The sequence below is a fragment of the Pseudomonas sp. LAMO17WK12:I10 genome, from assembly GCF_900215185.1.
GTDB classification, from domain to species: Bacteria; Pseudomonadota; Gammaproteobacteria; order Pseudomonadales; family Pseudomonadaceae; genus Aquipseudomonas; species Aquipseudomonas chlororaphis.
In genome coordinates this window covers 1-2,361 of record NZ_OBDX01000078.1, presented here as the reverse complement: position 1 = coordinate 2,361, position 2,361 = coordinate 1, and the positions used below count along the sequence as shown (strand labels likewise).

The 2,361-nt window shown below is 51.5% G+C and carries 2 protein-coding genes; one reads left to right on the top strand and one right to left on the bottom strand.

What is annotated here, in order from left to right; all coding sequences use genetic code 11:
• Positions 1-176: 176 nt before the first annotated feature.
• Entirely contained in the window at positions 177-839 is a 663-nt protein-coding gene (locus tag CRO75_RS32125) for an HD domain-containing phosphohydrolase (protein WP_097140653.1), read from the bottom strand.
• 375 nt (positions 840-1,214) lie between these two features.
• On the opposite strand from CRO75_RS32125, the gene CRO75_RS32120 reads away from it, so the two are divergent.
• Entirely contained in the window at positions 1,215-2,195 is a 981-nt protein-coding gene (locus CRO75_RS32120) for an IS5 family transposase (RefSeq protein ID WP_097140651.1), read from the top strand.
• Positions 2,196-2,361: the final 166 nt, after the last annotated feature.

The window sequence follows — 2,361 nt, the reverse complement described above, 5'->3', positions numbered from 1 at the left end:
GCGACCCGATATGAGCGACGGGCCAGGAACTATCAGGCGATGTTGAGTCTCGTGTCAGCCGTCATTTGGCTGGCCTGATTGAGAACGCCCTGTAGATGAGAGGCGCCAAAAATTGACCAGCAATCCGGACTGCATAATCAGCGGCAAACATGAAAGCAACAGCGCCATTGTAGACCCTAAACGTAGCACCCCTCACTTTGAGTAATAAATAGGCGCACTAGCGCTGGATCGAAATATTCACCAGCAGCCGCTCTCAGAAGTTCTGTTACCTCGACTTTATTGAGCACTTCAATTTCCCCACCCAGGTAGGTACAAGTGTCATAAAAATCAACTATCGCTACAATACGCGCGGCCAAGGGAATAAATTTTTCTGAACGACCGTGAGGAAAACCATTACCATTCCATGCTTCATGATGATTCAATGCAATTTCTGCCGCCATGCCAAGAAGCCCTCCGCCCATGGGATTTAAGGAATTTAAATATGCTCCGCCCCTCAATGCGTGACTTGCAGCTTTCTCGCGCAACCCCCGATCTTTACAATACCAACTTGAAATGCCTGATGGCGGGCAAAACAACTTGCCTATATCATGTAGCGTAGCTGCAAAAGAAATTGTCTCACAATACCCTTTGTCCATGCCCAGCCCTGCGGCCATACGACCAGCACTGCGACCCACTCTTTCGATGTGCTTTCGACCCTGAACTTCTCCCCATTCGTGAGCCTCGCCCCGCACCGCCATTTCGGTAAGCATTCTAAACGGACCGCCTTCGAGCAAAGTTCGGCGCTGCCAAACATCAATTTCCCTTCCATTATGTTTGAGCAAATATTTAGCACTAGCCATAGCGCTCTCCGATATCAAACCACTTTGGCAATAGCTATTCCCAAGCAGGAACAGCAATTTTCGCGAGCCTATAGCAGCTTATTCGTCTACGCTCAGAGATAACCGCCATTTCATGGCGACATTATTGAGATGCGGCACCTGTGGCATCTACTCGGTACATCCCGCCGCGCGACGAGACAACTGGATAGAGGGTAAAAAACTATGAGCATTTAAACTTTTAATATTTTTCAGTTGCAGCAGGACACACTCGGCCTGTCTTCGCCACGCTCGCGATCAAACCATGGCTAAACATATTGGCATCTCGCAGCTTGGGAAACTCCGAACAACTCCTCAATCGTGATGAAATACAGCCTCACCACTTGACCCGAGCCCCTCATGAGCCAGATGAGCTTTTCCGACTTCGAATACGCCGGCAAACGTAAGCAAACTCGCCGCGAGCGGTTTCTCGCAGAGATGGATCAGGTCGTGCCCTGGAACGGTTTGCTGAAGCTGATCAAACCATATTACCCGAAGGCCGGCGGTGGTCGAAAACCCTATCCGTTGGAAACCTTGCTGCGCATTCATCTGTTGCAGAACTGGTTCTCCCTGAGCGATCCGGCCATGGAAGAAGCGCTCTATGAAATCACGCCCATGCGCCAGTTCGCGCATCTGACGCTGAGCGCGCCAATCCCGGAAGACACCACGATCATGAACTTCCGGCACCTGCTGGAGAAGCATAAGTTGGCCCCTGCCATCCTTGCGGTTATCAACGGTTACTTGCAGGAAAAAGGCCTTTCCCTGCGCCAGGGTACAATCGTCGATGCGACGATTATTCACGCGCCCAGTTCGACCAAAAACGAGGACGGCAAACGCGATCCGGAGATGCACCAAACGAAGAAAGGGAACCAATACTTCTTTGGAATGAAGGCGCATATCGGTGCTGATGTTGAGTCGAGGCTGGTTCACCACGTTCACGGCGCGGCGGCGAATGTAGCCGATGTCACCCAGGTTGCCGAACTGCTGCATGGCGAGGAAAACGCGGTCTATGCCGATGCGGGCTACACCGGTGCGGAGAAGCGCAAAGAGCATGAGAATCGCGAGGTAGTTTGGCAGATCGCAGCTAGGCGCAGCACCTACTCCGGGCTGAATAAGCACAGTGTGCTTTATAAGGCCAAGCGAAAAAAAGAGTACGTGAAAGCCCAGACACGGGCCAAGGTCGAACATCCATTTCGGGTGATCAAGCGTCAGTTTGGTTATGTGAAAGTGCGTTTTCGCGGACTGATGAAAAACACCGCTCAGCTGACCACGCTGTTCGCTCTATCAAACCTGTGGATGGCTCGAAAAAAGCTGATGGGTATGGGCAAGTTACACGTGTGACACGGAGAAATGGGGTGACAAGCCCGGCAAGGCCGTGCGCACGGGACGTTTTGCGAGAATATAGCGCCGAACGCCACGATATTTTCAACTTGCCGCTCGGTTGCTGCAAGTTGATCGGAGCTTCCCTAGAAGGTGTAGACAAAATAAACTAAAGTTACCATTTCTT

Excerpts from the sequence above, each read along its gene's own strand:
- CRO75_RS32125 (WP_097140653.1), bottom strand. The coding sequence starts at position 839 with ATGGCTAGTGCTAAATATTTGCTCAAACATAATGGAAGGGAAATTGAT.
- CRO75_RS32120 (WP_097140651.1), top strand. The coding sequence starts at position 1,215 with ATGAGCCAGATGAGCTTTTCCGACTTCGAATACGCCGGCAAACGTAAG.